Below are 21,816 nucleotides of genomic sequence, written 5' to 3'. Positions count from 1 at the left end.
GCCCCTGCTGGTCGCCCTCGCGGCCTGCGCCGGCGTCGCCGTCCAACTGCTCGTCGGCGTACGCGTGCCGCCGTGGGCGTTCTCCACGGCCATGACCCTGCTGCTCGGGGTCGGCACGTTCTTCACCCTGCTGCGCGTCGACCCGCACACCCTCCGCGGCACGCCGGGCAGCATACGTCCCGCCCTGCCGCTGCTCCTGGCCCGGTCCGCCCTCGGGCTGGCCCTGCTGTGGGGTGGGAGCAGCCTGCCGCTCGAACTCGCCGGGCTGTTCCTGCTGCTGCCGCCCGCCCTGATCGTCCCGACCCTGTCCCTGCTCTGGGGCGGCGACTACTTCTTCGCGGTGCGGCACACCGTGGCGGCCTCGGTCGTCATGCCGGTGGCGCTGCTGGGTGCCCTCGCCGTGGCCGTGCCCCGGGGAACCCACCCGGGCGGCGGCCTCGGCGCGGCACTGTTCACCTACGGTGCCGTCCTGCTGGTCGCCCTGCTCCTGCCCGGGCTCGGGGCGCAGGTACTGCGCCGCAGTGACCCGATCCGGGCCGGCGCCCTCAGCACCAACTGGAACTGGCTCGGCGGCCTCGCCCTCGTGCCGGTCGCCGGACTTGCCACCTTCGCGCTCACCCCTGCGGACACCCGCGACGCCGCGCGCCTGACCTGGGAACTCGTCCAGGTCATGGCGGCCACCGGTGCCCTGCTCGCAGGACTGAGGCTGCTGACCGTCGCGTTCCTGCGGTTGCGGCGTCCGGCCGCCGGGATCGGTCGCGACCTGATCATCACTCAGAGCACGCCGAACGTCTTCCTGTGGCTGGCCATGGCCGTGATCCTGGCCCCCGCCGCCGGCTCCCATCCGTCCGTGATCGGCCTCGGCGTCGCCCTGGTCTTCTTCCTCGCGGTCTACGTCGACGAGCAGGTCTTCCGGTACGGCCACTCCCAGGACCTGCGGGCCGCCGTCCGCCGGGTGCTCCCGCCGGTGCTCGCCACACCGCACCGTGGCGGAGCGTGATCCCCTCCGCCGGACCGGCCTCGGGGGTGGCGAGGAGGTGCCCACCGGATCGCTCCGGTGGGCCCCTCGGCCCGGGCGGCGTCAGACCGCGACCTTTTCGCGGACGGACTCCGCGACCAGGGGGTCGGAGAGCTCGGCTACCGGCCGAACGCCACCGCCGTCGCCCTGCGCACCCACCGGTCCCAGGTACTGGGGCTGCTGATCCGCAACCTGCACAACCCGTTCTTCCTCGACGTGGTCGACGGCTTCGACGGGGCCTGCGCGGCCGCCGGCTACGAGGTGATGATCGGCTCGTCCCGGTACGATCCTTCCCGTGAGTGGGAGTTGCTGCACGCCTTCCAGGACCGCGGGGTGGACGGCCTCGCGGTCGCCCCGATCGGCACCGGCCCGGCCGTGGGCGATTGGGCCGAGGACTACCGGTGTCCGCTGGTGCTGCTCAACGCGCCGCCGCCCCAGGCGGGCGCCGCGGTGATGAGCGTGCGCGGCGTCGGCGCCGCGGCCGTCGCGCAGGCCGTCCGTCATCTGGTCGAACTCGGCGATCGGGAGCTGACGCTGGTCGTCGCACCGGCGGACAAGGATCCGGAGCCCGAGCGCCCGGAGCGGTTCCGGGCGCTCGCGCGCGAATCCGGCTTCGCCGCCCGCGTGGTCGAGACCGAACCGGGCCTGGACGCCGCCCGGGAGGCCGTCGGGCGGGTGTCGGCCGAGCCGCCATCACGGCGACCCACCGCATTCCTCACCAACAGTGACCATCTCGCCCAGGCCGTCTATCTCGCGGCCGCTGACCTCGGGTGGCGGGTGCCCGAGGACCTCTCCGTCGTGGGGCACGATGACCTCCCCACGGCGGCCCTTCTCGCTCCGCCGCTGACCACTCTGAGGGTGGACCGGCGTGAGATCGGCCGTCGCGCGGCCACCCTGCTGATCGATTCCCTCGAAGGGCGCCCTCCAGCCCGGCGGGACGTCGTGGTGCGGGTCGACCTGCGCGTGCGGCAGTCTTCGTCGCCGGCGGACATCGCGAACTCCCAGGACAGGAAACCCGAACTCCCATGTCGGAACTGACCGATGCCGTCGTGACCACGCTCCACGCCACCATCGCCCCGGGCGAGGCGCTCGGCCGGGGCAGTGAGCGGGTCTACCGCAGGCTCGCCCCCGCGCCAGGGGAACCGCACCTCGTGCGCGAGGAACTGTCGGTGCGTCGGCCCCAGGAGCTCTCCTCCGTACTGCGGTTCGTGCACGTCACCGACTACCAGCTCGCCGACCTCGCCTCGCCGGGGCGGATCGACTTCGTCCAGCGGTACGCCGACCGGGCGGGATGGGCCGGGATGGTGCCGGCGTACCGTCCGCAGGAGATCGTCTCCACCCACGCGTTCGAGGCGATGGCCCGTACCGTGGCGAAGCTGGCGTCGGACCCGGGCGCGCCCGTCCGCTTCGTGCTCACCACCGGGGACAACACTGACAACGCCCAGCTCAACGAACTGCGCGGATTCCTCGCGCTGATGCACGGCGGCGACACCGTCGACCCGACCTTCGGCGTCGCGGGCAGCGGGGAGACCGCGGCGATCCCCTCGTACACGGTCTCCGGCGACTACTACAACCCGGAGCCGGAGTCGCAGGACCGGTACAAGCGGGAGTACGGCTTCCCGGACCGGCCGGGGCTGCTTGCGGCGGCGGCCGGGCCGTTCCGCGCCCAGGGCTTCGGCGTCGACTGGCTGGCCTGCTTCGGCAACCACGACTGCCTCGCCCAGGGGCGGGCACCGGTCGCACCGGAGTTCCAGGACCTGCTGACCGGAGGCAGGCGACCGGTCGCCGCACCCGCCGAGCTTCCCCCGGCGCCGAGCGATGCGTACCTGGCGGACCCTACGGTGCTGGCCGGTGGGCCGGCGAGGGGGATCGAGCCGCGAGCGGACCGGCGGCTCATCGGCAAGGCCGAGTACATCCGGGCGCACCTGGACAGCCCGGGCACACCCCGCGGGCACGGGTTCAGTGAGGCCGACCTCGCCGAGGGCCGGACCCACTACTGCTACGACGAGATCCCGGGCGTGCGGGTGATCGTGCTCGACTCCACCAACCCGGCCGGCCACGTCACCGGCAGCATCGGCCGGCGCCAGCGGGACTGGCTGGAGCGGAGTCTGATCGAGGTGCACTCCGCCTACCGGGACGCGGCGGGCGTCGAGGTCCGCACGGGCCACCGGGACCGGGTGGTCGTCCTGGCGTCGCATCACGGACTGGACAGGTTCGACAACGCCGTGCAACGGCCGGACGAGGCGGCGCACCCGGACTCGGACCTGCCGCGGGTGCTCGGCGAGGAGGTCGAGGCGCTGTTGCACCGCTTCGGCAACGTCGTGCTCTGGCTGGCCGGTCATCAGCACCTCAACTCGGTCACGCCGAGGGGGCGATCCGGAGGCGGCGGCTTCTGGCACGTCATCACCTCCGGCCTGTGCGAGTGGCCGTCCCAGGCGCGCGTGCTCGAACTCCTCGTCGGCACGGACACCCTGGTGATCCGCTCCACGATGATCGACCACGCCGCGCCACTCGAACCGGGCGCCGACCTCGGCCTGTGGGACCTGGCCGCCGCGCACCGCGAGCTGAGCGCCAACGAGCCGACCCGGGTCGGCGGTCCGGAGTCGGCGGGCACGGTCCGGGACCGGAACGTGGATCTCCTCGTCCCGATCGGCCCCGCTCTTTCCGCCGCCCTGCGGGCCCGCGACGACGGGCGCTGATCAGCGCCTGGGGGAGGGGCCTCGGCTGATGTGCGGTTGGGGCCCGAGGGCGGTGGACTCCGAGTTTCGCGGGGACGTGCAGCAATCCTACGCGTGTGTGTTAGCGATCACATTTCGGCGTCTCCCACGAGGAAGCGTCGATGATCGGAAGGCAAGTCCAGTGACCCAGTCCCACGGCAATCAAGGGCCGAGCCGCCGCAGCATGCTGAAGCTCGTCGGCACGGTCGGGCTCGCAGCCGGCGCCGTCGCGGTGAGCGGCACCACCGGTGCCGCTGCGGCCCCCGGTCCCGCCTTCGCGCGCGGCGGCTGGGGGGTTCCCTTCTGCGATGGTGGGCACCGGTCAGCGGCGCTGGAGGGTCAGCAGGCCCGGGCGCCAGGGGAGTTGGTCGTAGGGGCCGGTCGCGGTGGGGGACTTGCCCTGGTAGAGGAACTGGAGGTTGCAGGGGTCGATGGTCATGGTCTGGTCGGGGTTGTTGCGGACCAGGTCGCCGTGGCTGATGTCGTTGGTCCAGGTGGCACCGCTGTTGGCCTTGCCCGCGAAGGGGTTGTTCTCGCTGGCGGCCTGCGGGGTCCACGAACCGTTCAGGCTGGAGGCCGTGAAGGATCGGAAGTAGCGCTGCTCGTTCGCCCCCCGGGCCTCGACGATCATCAGGTACTGGTTCTGGCCCTTGACCTTGTAGACCTGCGGCGCCTCGAAGAGGTTCTTCACCGAGTCGCTCATGACCGTGGTGTAGGACGAGCCGAAGTTGCCGGGGAAGTTCCCGATCGGCATGCTCGCCCGGTAGATGCTGCCGTTGTCACCGGCGAAGAACAGGTACATGTTCTGGTCGTCGCCGATCAGGGTCTGGTCGATCGGCGCGGCGCCGGGGATGCCGCCGGTGAACAACGGCTGCGGCGCGGACCAGCCGTTGGGGTTGGTCGGATCGCTCGACGTGCGGTAGACGAACGGCCATGGACCCCACTGGTAGGCCAGCACCCAGACGTTCTTCGGCGCGAAGTAGAACAGCGTGGGCGCCACCGCGGACTGGCCCATCCCGGTCTGGGGGGCCGAGGCCATGTCCGACCAGTTGGTGAAGGGGCTGAACATCATCGAGCCGTACGACGACCCCGACACGTTCGAGGCGTAGACCAGGTGCTTGCCGTTGTAGACCACGTCGGTGAAGTCCTTCACCGACACCCAGCCGTTCGCCGGCTGCGCCAGCGCGCCCGTCGACGACCAGTGGTACGTCGACGGCAGGGCACATTTGCCGCCCGGCGGGGCCGAGGCGGACAGGCCGGTCCAGTTCTGGTTGCCGCCGCCGTTGCACGGCCAGATCTCCACCGCCGTGCCGTTGGCGGTGCCGGCGCCCGTGACGTCCAGGCACAGCCCGGACTCCACGCCGACCACCGTGCCGTCGGAGTTGACCTGCCACTGCTGGTTCGCGGCGCCGCTGCAGCTCCAGATCTGCACCCGGGTACCGGCCGTGGTGGCGTGGCCCGGAACGTCCAGGCACTTGTCGCCGTACACCGTCAGCTGGTTGCCGGAGGTCGACGTCCAGAGCTGGTTCGCCCCGTTCGAGCAGTCGTAGATCTGGACGGACGTGCCGTCGCTCCGGCTGGCATCCTGCACATCGAGGCACCGGCCGGAACCCACGCCGCGCAAGGCGCCGCTGGTGGCTGCCCGAGCGGTGTCGGCGGCCTGTGCGGTGGTGACGCCGAGCATGGCCACCAGCGCCGCCACGACGGTGAGCACGGTGGGCAACTGCCCACGGTTGGACTTTCGTGCACGCATGGGGAACTCCTTCATGAGCGGATGAGCCGTCAGACGCTTGTGAGCGTTAACGCGAGCTGCGCAAGGGATGCCGCGTGCCCCGCGGCCCGGCTCAACCGAAGTTCCAGTGCTGGTTGGCACCGCCGTTGGAGTCCCAGACCTGGACGGGAGTGCCGTTGCCGGTCTGACCGCCGGGGATCTCCAGGGCCCGGCCGCTGGCGACGTTGGTGAGGGTGTAGGAGCCGTCGTCGTTCCGGTCGGCCCGCCACTGTTGGTTGGCGGCGCCGCCGGCGTCCCACACCTGGAGCTGGGTGCCGTTGCCGTTCTGCCCCGCGGGCTCGTCGAGGACGTGCCCGGCGGCCACGTCGGAGAGCGTGTAGACCGTGCCGGAGTTGATTCCCCCGCCCGGCGTGCCGCCGCCGTTGCCCCCGCCGGGGGCGGAGCCCACGGTGATGTCGGAGTTGCCGCTGCTCTGGTAGCCCTCGGTGGCGAGGATCTCGTAGTTCATGTTGCCGAGGTTCATGCCGGACCTGGCCCACGCGTCGAAGTGGCTCCCGACAGTGATGGTTCCGCCCGTCCGCTTGGCCCGACGGACGCTCCAGTACTGGTTGAAGGTCCTGATGCCCTCGATCGAGGGGGCGTTGTACCGCGTCGTCTCGTAGATGTCGTAGGTGCCGCCGTCACTGGTGACGGTGCCCTTGTACGCGCCGGTGGGCTTGTAGGAGCCGTAGTTGTCGACGATGTAGTACTCGACGAGCGGGTTGGTGGTCCAGCCGTAGAGCGACAGGTAGGCGTTGCCGTTGGTGCTCCATGTGCCCGAGTAGGTCACCGGGTTGCGGGAGCCGGTGCTCCAGCCCTTGCCGGCTACGAAGTTGCCGGCGTTGGTCCAGGAGGTGCCGTAGTGGCCGCCGCCGTTCAGCGACATCGAGACGGCGCCGGAGCCCTGGGTCCAGAACGAGTAGAAGTACCCGCCGTCGCTGCCGGTCCGGTTCGTGGTCACGGTCGCGGCGTCGGCGGTGCCGGGCAGGAGCAGGACGACCGCGAGGGCCGGGACGAGGACGGGCGCCCTGCCGGCGAACTGCCGGACGCGGCCAACCCTGCGGCTCTTGGGGTGGGGAGGGTTCACGGGATGATCCGTTCTGCCGATGGGTGGGGGGTGCGGGGGTGCGACCCTGCGCCACCGATGACCGTGAACGGATGGGTCGGCCGAGCGACACCGCATGGCGGCAGCGGCACAGGGAAAACCGGTGGTTCGTCAACAGCGTGCTTCGCAGCGCGAGTTGGCGACTGTGGCCGAGGTCCGGAGCCGCGGCCAACCGCACGATAGTGTTGGCCTGCACTCGACAAGCTGTCAACACTTTCGGCAGGGCAAGCGAAAGTGTCGACCGCGACCAGTCCTGCTCCTCTCAAGAAAGGACCTGGTCGGGAGCTTAACGGCCTATGCAGCCAGCGGGATTCCCGCTGACTTCCCCGGGGTGAGCGGTAACTTACAAGCCCACAGGCCTTTCGAAAGTTTCGCTCATCACGACCGACTCCGCTGCGATCCGGTGCGGTGCGGGGGTGCGGAGGTGAAGGGTCGGGATCGCGGCGAGGTCCCCGTCGGTCAGGAAGGTGTGCAGCAGGTCGCGGAACCGCAGTTCGCCCTCGCCGTGCACCGGCACGTACAGCCAGGGCGCCTCGGCGAACAGCGGCTCCTGCTGGTGGCTGACGTCGTTGTCCCCGACGACGACGCGGCAGCTCGGCCAGCGCTCCTTTACCCGACGTGCCAGCTTCTGGGACTGGGCAGTTGACGCGAGTTCAGGACGCGACACGCAAGGACGTGTTAACGCTCTCATTGGTTAACGCTCTCATTGCTGCCACCGCCGTACAAGGGATGCGAACAAGTGGAAACGAACCACAGGAATGAGGCGCAGCGAGTGCGGCGCGTTCAGCCCGAGGCCCGGACGACCAGCCGGGTGGGGAGCACCACCGATTCGCCGCGTGCCGGGTTGCGCAGCAGCAACTCCAGGGCGCGGGAGCCGAGTTCCTCCACCGGTTGGCGGACGGTGGTCAGGCCCGGGCGGCAGCGTGCCGCGACGGGGGCGTCGTCGAAGCCGATCAACGCCACGTCCTGGGGCACCCGCAGGCCATGCCGGCGCAAGGTCCTGAGGGCCCCCGCGGCCATCTGGTCTGAGGCGGCGAAGACCGCGTTCAGCTCGGGGCGCTGGTCCAGCAGCCACTGCATCGCGTGCTCACCGGAGGCGCTGCTGAAGTCGCCGTACGCCACGGCGGGCCGGCACGAGAGCGTCGCCGCCATCGCCTGGTGGTAGCCGGCCAGCCGGTCCGCGCCGGCGGCGGTGTCCGGTGGCCCGGCGATGGTGGCCACCGAGCGGCGCCCGGACGCGCACAGCCGCCGCACCGCCTCCCTGGCGCCGGTGAGGTTGTCCGCGTCCACGAACGCCACCGTGCCGGGCTCCGGCGGCCGGCCCAGCGACACCACGGGGACCTTGGCCGCGTGCAGCAGCCGGATGAGCGCGGTGTCGCCCCAGGGGCCGACCAGCAGCACGCCGTCGACGTGGCCGCCGCACAGGTAGCGCACCAGCGGCGGCCGCCGCGAGCGCCTGGGCACCGTGAAGACGGCCAACTCCCGCTCCGCGCCGGGCTGGGAGCGCCGCAGGCCGGCCAGCAGCCGCACCGGGAAGGCGTCCGCGTGGTACTGCAGCGGATCGGCGAAGACCACGACGGCCACCACGCCGGTGCCGCGGGTGCTGGGAGCTCGACGGCGGACGTACGACAGCTCGCGCGCCGCCCGTTCCACCCGGGCCGCCACGTCGGCGGAGACCCGGGCGGAACGGTTCAGCACCCGGGAAGCGGTCGCGATGGAGACACCGGCCCGACGGGCGACCTCGGCCAGTGTCGGAGCGGGGTCGGTGCTGGGGAAGGGCTGGGACATGGGGCCGTCCTGGATCGATCCTCGATACGGGAACCGCACCCCGAACTCATCGCGCGCCGGGAACCCATCGCGCCCCGGTCCACCCACCGCTGCCAGCTTCGCCGGTCGAACGACCGGCGTCAAGGGATCCGGACGTGCTCACACACCCAGGTCAGGGAGCGTGCCCCGGCGGATCACCTCCGCGTACCACCGGGCGCTGTCCTTGGCGATCCGGGCCTGGGTGGCGTAGTCCACGTAGTACAGACCGAACCGTTTGCCGTAGCCGTACGCCCACTCGAAGTTGTCCATCAGCGACCAGAGGAAGTAGCCCCGTACGTCCGCGCCGGCCGCGATCGCCCGCCGGACGGCGTCGAGGTGCCCGCGCAGGTACTCGATGCGCTGCGGATCGTGCACCGCGCCCTCCGGCGTCAGACGGTCGTCGAAGGCGGCACCGTTCTCGGTGACCAGCAACGGCAGCCCGGGGTGTTCGCGGTGGAGGCGCAGCAGCAGGTCGGTCAGGCCGCTCGGGTCGATCGGCCAGCCCATGGCGGTGCGCTCGCCGGGCGCTCGGTGGAAGAGCACGTCGGCGCAGCCGGCGAAGGGGGACTGGGCGCCGTCGCCGTGGCCCGCCTCGCCCGCGGCCGCGGTGTCCGGGGCCGGTCCGTCCGGCAGGGCCGAAACCACGGTGGGGGTGTAGTAGTTGATGCCCAGCAGATCGATCGGCCGGGCGATCGTGGCAAGGTCGCCGTCGTGGATCAGCGTCGGCCAGTCGACCAGGTGTGCCGTGTCGACGACCAGGTCCACGGGGTAGCCACCGTTCAGCATCGGTCCGGTGAAGACGCGGTTGCCCACCGCGTCGATCCGGCGTGCGGCCTCGCGGTCCGCGACGGACTCGGAGAGCGGCCGCACCTCGTGCAGGTTGAGTGACACGGCGATCCGCGCGTCCCGGGGCAGGGCCGCGCGCAGCGCCTCGACCGCGAGGCCGTGGCCGAGGTTGAGGTGGTGGGCAGCGCGCAGGGCGGCCGTCCAGTCGGCCCGGCCCGGGGCGTGCACCCCGGAGCCGTAACCGAGGAAGGCCGAGCACCAGGGCTCGTTGAGGGTGGTCCAGAGGCTCACCCGGTCGCCGAGTGCGTCCGCCACCAGCGCGGTGTAGTCCGCGAACCGCCTCGCGGTGTCGCGGACCGGCCAGCCCCCGAGGTCCTCCAAGTCCTGTGGGAGGTCCCAGTGGTAGAGCGTCACCGCAGGCTCGATGCGGTGCTCCAGCAACTCGTCCACCAGCCGCCGGTAGAAGTCCAGGCCGCGTTCGACGGCCGGCCCGCGTCCGGTGGGCTGCACCCGGGACCAGGACACCGAGAACCGGTAGGCGCCCAGGCCCAGTTCGCTCATCAGCCGGACATCCTGCCGGTAGCGGTGGTAGTGCTCAGTGGCCCGGTCGCCGGTGTCGCCACCGGCCGTCCGTCCCGGGGTCCGGCTGAAGGTGTCCCAGATCGAGGGGGCCCGGCCGTCCACGTCGACGGCCCCCTCGATCTGGTACGCCGCCGTCGCGGCTCCCCAGAGGAAGTCGGCGGGGAAGGCGGCTGCGGTGGTGTCGACCGGGGACACCCCGGTCCGTGCGGAAGTCATGGCTGGATTCTCCGGTTTCGCTAAGGGGAATTGACGAACAATCAGTTCTTGACGGCGCCGGCGGTGATGCCGCCGACGACCTGCCTGCCCAGCAGGGCGAACACCAGCAGCAGCGGTGCCGTCCCGAGCAGCGAGCCGGTGAGGATGACGGCCTGGTCGGAGTCGTACGAGCCGCCGCCGAGACCGGCCAGGGCGACCTGGACGGTGGGATTGCTCTGGCTCAGCGCGATCATCGGCCAGAAGAAGTCGTTCCAGGACTGCACGAAGACCAGCATGCCGAGCACGGCCATCCCGGGCCGGGCGATCGGCAGCACCACGCTCCACAGGATCCGCAGGCTGTTAGCGCCGTCCATCCGGGCCGCCTCGACCAGGTCGATCGGCAGCGCCTCGGACAGGAACTGCCGCATGAAGAACACCCCGAACGCGGCGACCAGGTTGGGCAGGATCACCGACTGCAACCGGTCGGTCCAGTGCAACTGCGCCATGATCTGGTACAGCGGGATGACGCTCAGCTGGGCGGGCACGGTCATGGTGGCCACCACCAGACTCAGCAGGAGGTTGCGGCCCCGGAACGGCAGCTTGGCGAAGGCGAAGCCGGCCAGGGTCGCGAACAGCACGGTGCTGGCGGTGACGCAGCCCGCCACCACCACCGAGTTGAGCAGCGCCCGGCCCATGTGGACCTGGTTCCAGGCGATGTCGAGGTTGTGCCACAGGCTCCCGCCGGGCAGCAGCGGCGGCGGGGTCTGGGCGATCCGGCTGCCGGAGGTCGAGGCGCCGACGAGGGTCCAGTACAGCGGGAAGAGGGACAGGACGGCGACGAGGACCAGCACCGCGTACGTGAACGGTCCGGCCCCGGTGAGGCCGCGTGCTCCCGCACGTCGTGCCCGGTTGACGGCCATCGGTGCTCAACCCCCGTTCCGGGCGCGGCGGATGCGGACCAGGGCGAGGTTGAGCGCGCCGATGGCCAGCAGGATCAGCAGCATCGTCCAGGCCACGGCGGCGGCCCGGCCGAGGTGGAAGGCGTACCAGCCCTGGTCGTACAGGTACAGCCCGAGGGTCTGGTACTGGTGGGCCGAGCCGCCGCTGTGGCCGGTCGCGCCGCCGCCGAACAGCAGCGGCTCGCCGAAGAGTTGGGTGGCCCCGATGCTGGAGACCACGATGGTGAACAGGATGGTGGGCCGGATGGACGGTACGGTGACGTGCCGGAACTGCTGCCACCGGTTGGCGCCGTCGAGCGCCGCAGCCTCGTAGAGGTGGTGCGGGACGGCCTGCATGGCGGCGAGGTAGATCAGGGCGTTGTAGCCGGTCCAGCGCCAGGTGACGATCGTGGAGACGGCGATCCGGGAGCTCCAGGTGCCGCCCTCCCAGTCGACGTGGCCGAGGCCCAGGTGGCCCAGCAGCCAGTTGATCATCCCGTAGTCCCGCCCGAACAGCAGCGTGAACACCAGGGTCGCCGCCGCGATCGAGGTCGCGTAGGGCGCGAGCATCGCGATCCGGAAGAAGCCCCGGCCGCGCAGGCGGTAGTTGAGCAGGTGCGCCAGGCCGAGGGCCATCAACAGCTGGGGCACGGTGGACAGCACACCGATGGTGACGGTGTTGCGCAGGGCGTTGCGGAACAGGTCGTCGTGGAACAGCCGGGTGTAGTTGTCGAAGCCTCGCCACTGCATCCGGTCCGGCGTCTGGAGGTCGACGCTGTGCAGCGAAACCCAGCCGGTGTAGATCAGCGGGAACAGGCCGAACGCCAGGAAGCAGACGAAGAACGGTGCGACGTACAGGTACGGCGAGGCCTTGAGGTCCCAGCGGTAGAGCCGGGTGCGCCAGGGGCTGGGAGGCGGGGGAGCGGGGCGTGGCGGGCCGGGGGCGGTGGCCGGGACGGCCTCGTCGAGCATGGTGGTGACCTCTCTGGAGAACGCTCTCTGGAGAACGGGGCCGGCCGTCAGTCGCTGACCTTGTCGTCGATCTCCTTGACCGCGTTGCTCCACGCCTTGGCGGGGTCGCTCTGGTGCTGCTCGATGCTGAGCAGGGCGCCGTTGGTGAGGGTGTCCTTGACCAGGCCGTCCCACTCGCCGATCACGGTCGGCTGGATGGACTGCGCGGTGGCGGCGTAGATCCGGCCGGTGGGCGTGTCGCCGAAGAAGTCGAGCTTGGCGTTCTGCACCTCCGGCTGGCCCAGCGCCTTGAGGTTGGAGGGCAGGTTGCCCACCGTGGTGAAGACCTTGGCCTGTTGCGCGGGTGCGGTGAGCCAGGCGGCGAGCGCCTCGGCCTCCTTCTGGTGCTTGCCCGCCTTCGGTACGGTGAGGAAGGAGCCGCCCCAGTTGCCGGCGGCCGGAGGGGCGGCGATGTCCCACTTGCCCTTGTTGGCGCTCCCGGACTTGTCGGCGACGATGGCCGTCATCCAGGACGGGCAGGCGACGGTGGCGAACCGGGAGTTGGCTAAGGCCTGGAACCACGGTGTGTCGAACTGCTTGAGGCCGGCGCTGATCCCGGCCTGGATCGCACCCGTGGACAGGTCCCAGGCCGTCTTGACCGTGGGGCTGTTCTTGTAGTCCAGCTGGCCGCTGCTGCTGTCGTACTGGGTGGTGCTGGAGGACACCACGGCGTTGAACAGGCCGCCGGCGGAGTCGGTGAAGAACGTGCCGGCGGGGGCCTTGGCCTGGTACTGCTTGCCGGTCTCGACGAACTTGGCCCAGTCGCCCTGCCAGAGCTTGGCGACCTGTTCGCGGTCGGTGGGCAGCCCGGCCTGCTGGAACAGGTCCTTGCGGTAGCAGATCGCCATCGGTCCGATGTCGGTGCCCAGGCCGATGGTGTGGCCGTCCGCGGTGGTGGCCTGCTGGGACTTCCACGGGAGGAAGGCGCTCCTGTCGACCCCGTCCGCCTTGCCGAGGTCGACGAACTTGGCCGCCTGCTTCTTCACCACCTGGGCGATCCGGCCGACCTCGACCGCCTGGATGTCGTCCAGACCGCTGCCGGAGGCGAGGTGGGTCTGCAGGGCCGGGTAGTAGTCGGCCTCCTGCTCGACGCTGTGCTCCACGATGGTGATGTCGGGGTGCTCCCGCATGTAGGCGTCGAACAGGCCTGCTTCCTTGTAGCCGAAGGTGCCGTAGTCGCCGACGGTCAGGGTGATCTTGCCGCCCGGGGCGGCGGTGGTGGTCGAGCCGGCGCTGTCGCAGCCGGCGACCAGCAGGGCGCACAGGGCCGCGGTCGCGGCGATCGGCAGTGGCCGGCGCGCCTTGCGTGCGTGGCCTGCGTCGCGCGCCTTGCGTGCGTCGCGGGTGGGGAGGGTGGTGGCGGCTCCGCCGCCGTGAGTGGTGCCGGGGCTCCGCATGGCCGGATCTCCTCGTCCAGGGGTTGGTCCATGACTGCGCCGCGCAACTGGCGGCCGGCGGTGCTCGGAGCTGGATGGAGCGCCAAAGGTGGGAGCGCTCCCACAGCAATGTGGGAAGATTGCTTCGCCGCGGGGGGGCGTGTCAAGGCCGTACATCGGCTCCGTTACCGGACCGTGTCGTCCGACTGCCCCGCCGCCGTCCGCCGTCCGCCGTCCGCCGGGAGAAGGATCATGAGCCGAGCCGCGCAGCAGCCACCCGCTGCCCGCCCCACCCTGGAGGCGGTGGCGGCCCGGGCGGGAGTGGGCCGGGGCACGGTGTCCCGGGTCGTCAACGGCTCGCCCAAGGTGAGCGCCAAGGCCCGCGCGGCGGTCGAGCGGGCGATCGCGGAGCTCGGCTACGTTCCCAACCAGGCGGCCCGCTCCCTGGTCACCTCCCGGACGGACGCGGTCGCGCTGGTCATCCCGGAGAGCGTCGCGAAACTGAGCTCCGAACCCTACTTCGCCGACATCATCACCGGAGTCTCCGCCGAACTCGCGGGGACCGACCTCCAGTTGCTGCTGGTGTTGGTGCGCGACGAACACGAGCGGGAACGGTTGACCCGCTACCTCACCGCCCGCCGGGTGGACGGCGTCCTGCTGGTCTCGGTGCACGAGGACGATCCGCTTCCCGAGCTGCTGGAGCGGCTCGAACTGCCTGCCGTGCTCGGCGGCCGCCGCTCGGCGGAGGAACCGCTGAGCTACGTGCACGCCGACAACGCGGGCGGGGCCCGGGCGGCCGTCCGGCACCTGCTCGCCCGGGGACGGACGGCCATCGGGACGGTCACCGGACCGCTCGACATGGAGGGCGCCGCGGCGCGCCTGGCCGGCTACCGGCAGGCGCTCGCCGAGGCCTCGGTGCCCGCCGACGAAGGGCTGGTCGCCCACGGGGACTTCACCGAGCGCGGCGGACGCGAGGGCACGCGGGAACTGCTCGCCCGCCGGCCCGGCCTGGACGCGGTGTTCTGCGCCTCGGACCTGATGGCGGCGGGCGCGCTGCAGGCGCTGCGGGAGGCGGGCCGGCGGGTGCCGCAGGACGTCGCGGTGATCGGTTTCGACGACTCCGTGGTGGCCCGGCACACCGAGCCGCCGCTCACCAGTGTGCGTCAACCGACCGAGGAGATGGGGCGTTTGATGGTCCAGCTGCTGCTCAAGGAGATCGCCCAGCCGGGCCGGTTCCGCCGGCAGACGGTCCTGCCGACGGAACTGGTGGTGCGGGAGTCCGCCTGATCGGCGAGGTCTGCTACCCGTCGGCCAGGTGGGCGCGGTAGCCGGCCCCGAAGGCCGTCGGGGTGCCGTCGTAGGAGCTGATCAGGGCCGGGCCGCTGCCGCAGTCCCAGGTGTTCCAGGCCCAGGCGAGGTAGGAGACGCCGTGCTGGTCCAGCCAGGGCAGCAGGGTGTCCAGGTAGCCGTGCGCGCAGTCGCTCTCGCCCAGCTCCCCGGTCACCACGGGCACCCGGGCCGCCAGCGGGCCGATCTGGGCGTCCCAGCAGGCGGCGTTGGCACAGGTGTTGAAGTTGTACGAGTGCCAGGACGCGGCCAGGTTGTGCAGTGGATCGGCCGGCAGGTACGCGGCCCACTGGGTGAGGTCGTTGGCGTACTCCTGGCCGCCCAGCAGCAGGACGTTGTCCGCACCGGTCGATCGCACCGCGTCGACCATCGCCTGCATGCCGGCGACCCGGAAGCCGATTCCGGGACAGCTGCCGCCGTCCCGCCAGCAGGCCCAGCCGCCGGCCTCGCTCCCCGTGGCGCGGGACGGGTAGGGCTCGTTGAAGAGGTCGAAGACGGTCGCGTCGTCGCCCTTGAAGGTCTGCGCCACAGAAGTCCAGAACGGGAGCGCGCCGGCGGCGTCCGGCATGGGCTTCTGGCAGGTCGCGTTGGCGTCGGAGCAGCCGGCGGACGGTCCGGTGTACGCCCCGTCGGTCCAGTGCAGGTCCAGGATCGCCACCAGGCCGTTGCGGTGCAGTAGGTCGACATAGCTGCGGACGGCGCTGATGTAGGTCGCGCCGGCGTAGGCGGGGTCGACGTTGGAGTGGGCGAGCCAGCAGTCCTCGTTGAGCGGCACGCGGACGGCGTTGATGCGCCAGGACTTCATCGCGGTGACGGACGTCTGGTCGGCCGGACCGTCGAAGATGCCGTGGCCCTGGACACACATGAACTCGGCCCCGGAGCGGTTGACCCCGTGCAGGGTGATCGGAGTGCCGTCGGCCGTCGCCAGCGTGCTGCCCGCGACGTGTACGGCCGGGGCTGCCCCGCTCGGCGGAGGAGTGGTCGGCGGCGGGGTGGTCGGGGGCGTGGGGCTCGGGGATGGGCTCGACTGCGGCCCGCAGGGGGTGCCGTTGACGGTGAAGGCGGTGGGGGCGGTGTTGGTGCCGGTGTAGGAGAAGTTGGCGCTGGTGGTGTAGGTGGCGCCGGGGTTGATGGTGGGGGCATAGGAGGGGTTGGTGACGGTGACGGTCTGTCCGCTTTGGGTCCAGTTGCCGTTCCAGCCGTTCTGGAGGGTCTGGTTGCCGGGGTAGGTGTAGCCGAGGGTCCAGCCGTTGATGGGTGTGGTGCCGGTGTCGGTGATGGTGACGTTGGTGGTGAAGCCGCTGCCCCAGTCGTTGCCGACGGCGTAACTCACGTTGCAGGAAAGGCCGGTGGCCGCCGTCGCGGAGGGTCCGGTGAGGGGGAGCGCTGCCAGGGCGGCGCACCCGGCGGTGGCGGCCGCGAGGGCCGCCGTGCGAGGAGACAGGGTGCGGGGAGGTACGGTTCGGGGCATGCGGAGTTCCTCGGGTGGGGGCCGGGGCCGCCGGCGCGGCCCCGGCCGGGGGAGATCAGCTCGCGGTGCAGGTCAGGGTCGGAGCGGAGTTGCCGCCCGAGTAGGTCGCCTGGAAGCCGAAGCTGGTGGTGGCGTTGGGCGCCAGCGCGCCGTTGTAGGCCTGGCTGGCGGCCGTCACCGCGTTGCCGCTCTGGGCGGTGGTGGCGTTCCAGCTGTTGGTGATCTGCTGGTTGCCGCCCCAACTCCAGGTGACCGTCCAGGACTTGGTGGCCGTGCTGCCGGTGTTGGCAACGGTCACACTGGCCGTGAAGCCGCTGCCCCAGTCATTGCCGACCGCGTAGGTGGCGGAGCAGCCGCTGCTTCCGCCGCCACCCGGCGCCGCCGCCGTGGTGGCGGTCACCGCGGCGGAGGCGGGGGAGACGTTCCCCGCCGTGTCCTGGGCGGTGACGGTGTACTGGTAGGCGGTGGCGGGGGAGAGCCCGGAGTCGGTGTAGCTGGTGCTGGTCACGGTCGTGACCTTGGTCCCGTTCCGGTACACCGTGTAGCCGGTCACGCCGGCCGGGGCGGTGGCGGCCGTCCAGCTGAGCGAGACGCTGCTGCTGGTGGTGCCGGTGACGGTCAGTCCGGCCGGCGCGGTCGGGCCGGTGCTGCCGCTGGAGCCGCCGAACGCCGGGTAGGCGTTCTGCACCAGCTGCCGGAACTGGACGGGGAACCACTGTCCGGCCGGGACGTTGGAACCGGGGATGGCGTCGGTGGGGTAGGTGTTGCCGTTGCCGTCGCTCTGGGTGCCGTTGGGGTCGCAGTGCGGGTCGCCGTGGGGGTGGGAGGCGTCCGGGTAGTCGCCGTCCGACTCACCCGGCGGCTTGACCCAGAGGAACGCGATGATCGGGTTGCCCGTGCCGTACGGCAGGGACTGCGGACGGGCGCCGATGCCGGCGCCGTTGACGTTGCACCAGTCGCCGCGGAAGGGCTTCTGGTCGACCTTGTTGGCCGCGACGTACGCGTCCACCGTGGTGGGGCTGGAGTTGAGCGCGGTGGGCCGGGCCGGGCCGCCCCAGCCGTTGCGCGAGGTGTCGACCAGCATGCCGATGGTGCTCGGGAACCCGTTGGACACCAGGGTGGCGTACATCTGGGTGTCGTAGTGGTACTCGTCGAACGCGGGGTTGTACTGGTAGAAGTTGGCCGACTTGAGCGGCTGCCCGCCGACCGTCAGGTCGGGGTTGGTGAGGAACGGCTCGGTGAGCGGGGTGGTGTTGGCGGTGTCGCTGATGAAGCCGTCGATGCTGGCGAACCCGGCGGTGGTGGCCTGGGCGATCTTGGCGTACTCCTTGCCCGCCGGCACCATGTTGGTGGACCAGCCCAGCCAGCCAGCGTGGCCGATGTCCAGGTAGTCGTACACGTTGGGGATCGCGTGCAGCTTGTTGAGCGCGTACTCGATGCCCGCTTCGTAGTACGGGGTGGCGGTGGCGCAGGTCGGCTTGGACTGGTTGGTCACGGCGTTGGGCAGGGAGTCCGGCTCGATGACGGCCGCGACCCGCAGGCCCGCGTACTTCGGGTTGGCCAGGACGGCCGCGATCGGGTCGATGTACTGCGACTCGTACGTGGCCAACCCGGCGTCCGTGGCAGGGAGTTCGCCGTTGGAGGCGATGGCGGCGCAGTCCCGTCCTGGCAGGTCGTAGATGACGACCTGGAAGACGACCGGGGTGGCCCCCGCCTGCTGCTGGGCGAGCGCGTGGTCCAGGTGGGCCTGGAGGCCGAGGTGGGTGGCGTCGCCGGTGATCGCGCCGATGTGGTCCATCCAGACGGCGGTGGGGTTGGCGGCGACCTGGGTTTCGAGGGCGCCGAGCGTGCCGCCGTCGGCGGCGGCCTGGGCCTTGACCTCGGCCGCGTAGTCGGGGTTGAGGTAGCCGGTCGCACCGGCGAACGGGTTGGTGACGTGGACGGCGGCCGCGGGAGAGGGGGCGGCGTGTGCGGGGGTGGCGGCTCCGATGTTCGGCAGTAGACCGGTGGCGCCGAGCAGCGTGGCGGCCGCTGCCGTGCGCAGGCGACGCAGGACGGTATGGGGCACGTCCGGGTCCTTTCGGATGGGTGGGGATGCCTGACGGGATCGCGGAACTCGGGTGGGAACGCGCCCACATGGGGCGCGGCGATCCCGTTCACATGAAGCCAGGGCGTGAGAAACGCCGTCAATAGTCGCGGGAGCGCTCCCACAGGCCGCTGTAAGTTACACGCCGCCGCGCTGCGGGCCCCGCTGCCCCGGGACCGGGGTTCCGCGCTGGTCGCCGCTGTGGTCCCGGCCCGGCGGGCCCGTCGGTCGAGCCCGCCGAGCCCTGCGGGCGCTTCCCAAGCCGGGCACGCCACCCCACGATGTCGCCACACCTCCGTCCGCCACGCACCCCACCCGCGTGGCGGAACCCCACCCGTCTGGAGGACACGCATGCGACGCACAGCCCTGCGGGCCAGGGGCAACCGGCTCACCATCACCGCGACGGCCACCGCGCTCGCCCTGGTCGGCGCGGCGGGCGGCGCCCTCACGGCACCCCCCGCCTCGGCGGCCACCGGCCTGTCCTGCGGCGTGAGTTACGCCGTCGGCAACGACTGGGGCAGCGGCTTCACCGCCAACCTCACCATCACCGACACCGGCACCACACCCATCAACGGCTGGACCCTCGGCTACACCTACCCCGGCAACCAGACCCTCCAGAACGGCTGGAACGGCAACTGGACCCAAAGCGGACAGACCGTCACCGTCACCAACCCCTCCTATGCCCCCACCATCAACCCCGGCGCCACCTACACCACCAGCGCCAACTTCTCCTACACCGGCACCAACACCGCCCCCACCGCCTTCACCGTCAACGGCACCCCCTGCCGCGGCGCCGACCAGCCCCCGACCGTCTCGCTCACCTCCCCGGCCGCCGGGCAGACCTTCACCCCGGGCTCCACCGTGAAGCTGTCCGCCGACGCGGCCGACGCGGACGGCACCGTCGCGAAGGTCGCCTTCTACGCCTCGACGTCGGCGGGCAGCAACACCCTGATCGGCACCGCCACCACCGCGCCCTACACCGTCGACTGGGCGAACGTGGCGGCGGGCGACTACTCGGTCACCGCCGTCGCCACCGACGACGCCGGCGCCACCACGACCTCCAGTCCGGTCGCGATCAAGGTGGCCGGCCCGAGCGTGCTGGTCAGCCCGGCCACGCTCGCCGTCCAGCAGGGGAACAGCGGCACCTTCACCGTCGCGCTCTCCCAGGCGCCCACCGCCGACACCACGGTGACGGTGGCCCGTACCGGCAGCGACCCGGACCTCGGCGTCACGTCCGGCGCCAGTCTCACCTTCACCGCCGCCAACTGGAACGTCCCGCAGACCGTCACGGTCGCGGCGGGCACCGACGCGGGCCAGGTCGGTGGCACCGCGACCTTCACCGCCTCCGCCACCGGCTTCGGCTCCGGCGCCGTCACGGTGACCGAGGCGGCGAAGACCTCGGGCTACGACCAGTACTTCCTGGACCTCTACAGCAAGATCAAGAACCCCGCGAACGGGTACTTCAGCCCCCAGGGCATCCCGTACCACGCGGTGGAGACCCTGGTCGTGGAGGCTCCCGACTACGGCCACGAGACCACCTCCGAGACCTACAGCTACTGGCTGTGGCTGGAGGCCGACTACGGGCGGGTGACCGGTGACTGGACGGCCTTCAACAACGCCTGGACCAGCCTGGAGACGAACCTGATCCCCAGCCACGCCCAGCAGCCCGGCCAGAGCACCTACAACCCGGCCAAGCCCGCCCAGTACGGCCCGGAGAAGGCCCAACCCGACCAGTACCCGGTCAAGTTGAACAGCGGCGTGCCGGTCGGCACCGACCCGCTCTCCGGCGAGCTGAACAGCACCTACGGCACCCCGGACGTGTACGCCCCGGCCTGGCTGCTGGACACCGACAACAAGTACGGCTTCGGCCAGTGCGAGGACGGCACCAGCAAGCCCAGCCTGATCAACACCTTCCAGCGCGGCCCGGAGGAGTCGGTCTGGGAGACCGTGCCGCAGCCCGACTGCGACCTGTTCAAGTACGGCAACAGCGGCTCCGGCTTCCTCAGCCTGTACAACGACGGCGGCGGCAACTACAGCAAGCAGTACAAGTACACCGACGCGCCGGACGCCGACGCCCGGCTGGTCCAGGCCGCCTACTGGGCGGAGCAGTTCGCCAAGTCGCAGGGCAAGAGCGCGGCCATCAGCGCGACCCTCGCCAAGGCCGCCAAGCTCGGCGACTACCTGCGCTACTCGCTCTACGACAAGTACTTCAAGCAGGCGGGCAACTGCCTCGGCTCCACCGCCTGCCCGGGTGGCAGCTCCAAGGCGAACGAGCAACTCGGCCTGCTCACCTGGTACTTCGCCTGGGGCGGAGCGGCCGACGGCGGCTGGTCCTGGCGGATCTCCGGCTCCGCAGCCCACCAGGGCTACCAGAACCCGATGGCCGCCTGGGTGCTCGCCAACGACCCCGGCCTGAAACCGCTCTCGCCGAGCGGAGCCACCGACTGGGCGGGCAGCCTGGACAAGCAGCTCCAGTTCTTCCAGTGGCTGCAGTCCACCGAGGGCGGCATCGCGGGCGGCGCCACCAACAGCTGGGGCGGGAACTACGGCGACGACGCGGCCCCGCCGGCCGGCGACCCGACCTTCTACGGCCTGTACTACGACTGGCAGCCGGAGTACCACGACCCGGCCTCCAACCAGTGGTTCGGGTTCCAGACCTGGTCGATGGAGCGGTTCGCCGAGTACTACTACGCCACCGGCGACACCCGGGCGAAGGCCATCCTCGACAAGTGGGTGCCGTGGGCGATGTCCGTGTCCAAGGCCGACCCGTCCACCGGCACCCTGACCACGCCCGACAAGCTCTCCTGGACGGGCGCTCCCGACACCTGGAGCGCCACCAGCCCCGGCGGCAACGCCGGTCTGCACGTCACCGCGAGCGGCACCGCCACGGACGTCGGTGTGGCCGGCTCGCTCGCCAAGACCCTCGCCTACTACGCGGCCAAGTCCGGTAGCAGCAGCGCCCAGAAGTTCGCCCAGTCCATCCTGGACACCCTGCACGCCAAGTACACCGACAGCCTGGGCTACTCGGCCACCGAGACCCGCGCCGACTTCAGCCGCTTCACCCAGGCATACTCGCCGACCACCCACGAGGGGCTGTACGTCCCGCCCGGCTGGAGTGGCACGTACCCGGACGGCACCAGGATCAGCTCGTCCAGCAACACCTTCCTGTCCATCCGCCCCTGGTACACCAAGGACCCCCAGTGGTCCAAGGTGCAGGCCTACCTCAACGGGGGCGCCGCACCCACCTTCAACTACCACCGGTTCTGGGCCGAGGCGGACATCGCCACCGCTTTCGACGCCTTCGCCCAGCTGTTCCCGACGGTGAACCCGGGCAGCTGAGGGGGTCCCGCTCCTGGTCGGGCCCAGGCCCCGGCCCCGCGCACGCACGCGGGGCCGGGGCCGAAGGCCGTCTGACGGCGGTTCAGAAATTTCCGAAATATCAGCGAAACATTCAACCACGTATTGACGCGTCCCATACACCCCGAGTTACCTGACGGCGGGAGCGCAACCCACCACCCGGGGCGCGTCGTCCGCCGGACGGCCGCCGCCGTGCTCCCGCTCCCCGAACCGACGGCCCCACCACCGTCATCGCTCGTGCCCACTACCC

15 protein-coding genes are annotated in these 21,816 nt (G+C 71.3%); 5 read left to right on the top strand and 10 right to left on the bottom strand.

Annotation, left to right across the window (positions count from 1 at the left end; translation table 11 throughout):
* The first annotated feature begins 91 nt into the window (after positions 1-91).
* From O1G21_RS01865 to O1G21_RS01855, 3 genes are read left to right on the top strand one after another with little or no spacing between them, the layout of a single operon-like run.
* Positions 92-1,000 (top strand): hypothetical protein, encoded by a 909-nt coding sequence (locus tag O1G21_RS01865; RefSeq protein ID WP_270140149.1) that lies wholly within the window; start codon positions 92-94, stop codon positions 998-1,000.
* Positions 1,001-1,057: 57 nt separating this feature from the next.
* Entirely contained in the window at positions 1,058-2,056 is a 999-nt protein-coding gene (locus tag O1G21_RS01860; RefSeq protein WP_270140147.1) for a LacI family DNA-binding transcriptional regulator, read from the top strand.
* The gene (locus tag O1G21_RS01855; protein WP_270140145.1) at positions 2,044-3,717 is read left to right on the top strand and encodes a metallophosphoesterase family protein; all 1,674 of its coding nucleotides are present in this window, start codon (positions 2,044-2,046) and stop codon (positions 3,715-3,717) included. Before O1G21_RS01860 ends, O1G21_RS01855 begins: the two co-directional genes overlap by 13 nt.
* Before the next feature lie 340 nt (positions 3,718-4,057).
* On the opposite strand, the gene O1G21_RS01850 is transcribed toward O1G21_RS01855, so the two are convergent.
* The 8 genes from O1G21_RS01850 to O1G21_RS01815 all read right to left on the bottom strand — a co-directional run bounded on the left by O1G21_RS01850 (position 4,058) and on the right by O1G21_RS01815 (position 13,326).
* The gene (locus O1G21_RS01850) at positions 4,058-5,488 is read right to left on the bottom strand and encodes a non-reducing end alpha-L-arabinofuranosidase family hydrolase (RefSeq protein WP_405000573.1); all 1,431 of its coding nucleotides are present in this window, start codon (positions 5,486-5,488) and stop codon (positions 4,058-4,060) included.
* 91 nt (positions 5,489-5,579) lie between these two features.
* The gene (locus O1G21_RS01845) at positions 5,580-6,593 is read right to left on the bottom strand and encodes a glycoside hydrolase family 11 protein (protein WP_270140144.1); all 1,014 of its coding nucleotides are present in this window, start codon (positions 6,591-6,593) and stop codon (positions 5,580-5,582) included.
* 361 nt (positions 6,594-6,954) lie between these two features.
* Entirely contained in the window at positions 6,955-7,278 is a 324-nt protein-coding gene (locus tag O1G21_RS01840) for a hypothetical protein (protein WP_270140142.1), read from the bottom strand.
* A 116-nt stretch (positions 7,279-7,394) separates the two neighbouring features.
* Positions 7,395-8,399: a LacI family DNA-binding transcriptional regulator gene (locus tag O1G21_RS01835; protein WP_270140140.1), complete on the bottom strand. Its 1,005-nt coding sequence runs from the start codon at positions 8,397-8,399 to the stop codon at positions 7,395-7,397.
* 138 nt (positions 8,400-8,537) lie between these two features.
* Positions 8,538-10,001, bottom strand: a complete 1,464-nt coding sequence (locus O1G21_RS01830; RefSeq protein ID WP_270140138.1) for a glycoside hydrolase family 1 protein — start codon at positions 9,999-10,001, stop codon at positions 8,538-8,540.
* Between the two features lie 41 nt (positions 10,002-10,042).
* Entirely contained in the window at positions 10,043-10,900 is an 858-nt protein-coding gene (locus tag O1G21_RS01825) for a carbohydrate ABC transporter permease (RefSeq protein WP_270140137.1), read from the bottom strand.
* 6 nt (positions 10,901-10,906) lie between these two features.
* Positions 10,907-11,890 carry a carbohydrate ABC transporter permease gene (locus O1G21_RS01820; RefSeq protein WP_270140135.1) on the bottom strand — a complete coding sequence of 328 codons (984 nt, stop codon included), beginning with the start codon at positions 11,888-11,890 and terminating at the stop codon, positions 10,907-10,909.
* A gap of 47 nt (positions 11,891-11,937) precedes the next feature.
* Entirely contained in the window at positions 11,938-13,326 is a 1,389-nt protein-coding gene (locus O1G21_RS01815) for an ABC transporter substrate-binding protein (RefSeq protein WP_270140133.1), read from the bottom strand.
* 231 nt (positions 13,327-13,557) lie between these two features.
* Here O1G21_RS01815 and O1G21_RS01810 point away from each other — a divergent pair, with 231 nt between their 5' ends.
* Positions 13,558-14,592 (top strand): LacI family DNA-binding transcriptional regulator, encoded by a 1,035-nt coding sequence (locus O1G21_RS01810; protein WP_270140131.1) that lies wholly within the window; start codon positions 13,558-13,560, stop codon positions 14,590-14,592.
* Between the two features lie 13 nt (positions 14,593-14,605).
* Here the strand turns inward: O1G21_RS01810 and O1G21_RS01805 are convergent, their stop codons facing one another.
* Together O1G21_RS01805 and O1G21_RS01800 are read right to left on the bottom strand one after the other, a co-directional pair.
* Entirely contained in the window at positions 14,606-16,123 is a 1,518-nt protein-coding gene (locus O1G21_RS01805) for a cellulase family glycosylhydrolase (protein WP_270140129.1), read from the bottom strand.
* Positions 16,124-16,178: 55 nt separating this feature from the next.
* Complete coding sequence (locus tag O1G21_RS01800) at positions 16,179-18,191, bottom strand: glycoside hydrolase family 6 protein (protein WP_270140127.1); 2,013 nt, start codon at positions 18,189-18,191, stop codon at positions 16,179-16,181.
* 369 nt (positions 18,192-18,560) lie between these two features.
* Here O1G21_RS01800 and O1G21_RS01795 point away from each other — a divergent pair, with 369 nt between their 5' ends.
* The gene (locus O1G21_RS01795; RefSeq protein WP_270140126.1) at positions 18,561-21,548 is read left to right on the top strand and encodes a glycoside hydrolase family 48 protein; all 2,988 of its coding nucleotides are present in this window, start codon (positions 18,561-18,563) and stop codon (positions 21,546-21,548) included.
* The last annotated feature ends 268 nt before the right edge of the window (positions 21,549-21,816 follow it).

This window comes from Kitasatospora cathayae (genome assembly GCF_027627435.1).
Classification (GTDB): Bacteria; Actinomycetota; Actinomycetes; order Streptomycetales; family Streptomycetaceae; genus Kitasatospora; species Kitasatospora cathayae.
The sequence above is the reverse complement of the archived record's forward strand: the minus strand, read 5'-3'. Positions and strand labels throughout refer to the sequence as shown.